2 protein-coding genes are annotated in these 621 nt (G+C 37.4%); both read left to right on the forward strand.

Features of this window, described 5'->3' with window-relative positions:
- The first annotated feature begins 55 nt into the window (after nucleotides 1–55).
- Nucleotides 56–424, forward strand: coding sequence for a head decoration protein (locus ACIPNH_RS01060; RefSeq protein ID WP_400771080.1), 369 nt, complete (start codon nucleotides 56–58; stop codon nucleotides 422–424).
- A gap of 25 nt (nucleotides 425–449) precedes the next feature.
- On the forward strand, nucleotides 450–621 hold a 172-nt coding region (locus ACIPNH_RS01065), incomplete at its 3' end, for a major capsid protein (protein ID WP_400771083.1).

Raw genomic sequence — 621 nt, forward strand, 5'->3', positions numbered from 1 at the left:
ACCGCCGTATATAGCATTGATAAAAGCGGCGGTAAGCAGTTAAGGAGAGAAATTTATGAGTTGTATAAGCAAACAAAATAATCTGGGTGACTTATTAAAGTATGAGGCATCAAGTCTATATTCAAGAGACCAAATAACAGTAGCAAAAGGGCAGAACCTAAAGCTTGGTACAGTAGTGGCTCTCGATAAAGATAGCATGGTTAAGATAATAAATCCAACTGCCACAGATGGTACACAAACAGTGATAGGTGTAATAGCAAGCGATGTAAACGCAAAGGAAAATAGTAAAGGAGTAATTATTGCTCGTGGTGCAATGCTAGCAGATCATGCAATTGTGTGGCCAACAGGTATCACTGAAGAGCAAAAAGCTGCAGCAATAAAGCAACTTGAAGGACGAGGGATCATTGTCCGCAAGGGAGTGTAACTTAAATTAATAAGGGGGAAAAAGAATGCAAAATCCATTTACAAATACAGCATTTAGCATGACGGCACTAACAAATGCGATGAATATATTGCCGGTAAATTATGGACGAGTTGAAAATTTAAATTTATTTCCAAGTAGGTCAGTAAGATTTAGACATATTACCATAGAAGAACACAACGGAGTATTAAGTTTACTAC

Source organism: Wolbachia endosymbiont of Drosophila barbarae (genome assembly GCF_044752445.1).
In the GTDB taxonomy this organism is placed as follows: domain Bacteria; phylum Pseudomonadota; class Alphaproteobacteria; order Rickettsiales; family Anaplasmataceae; genus Wolbachia; species Wolbachia pipientis.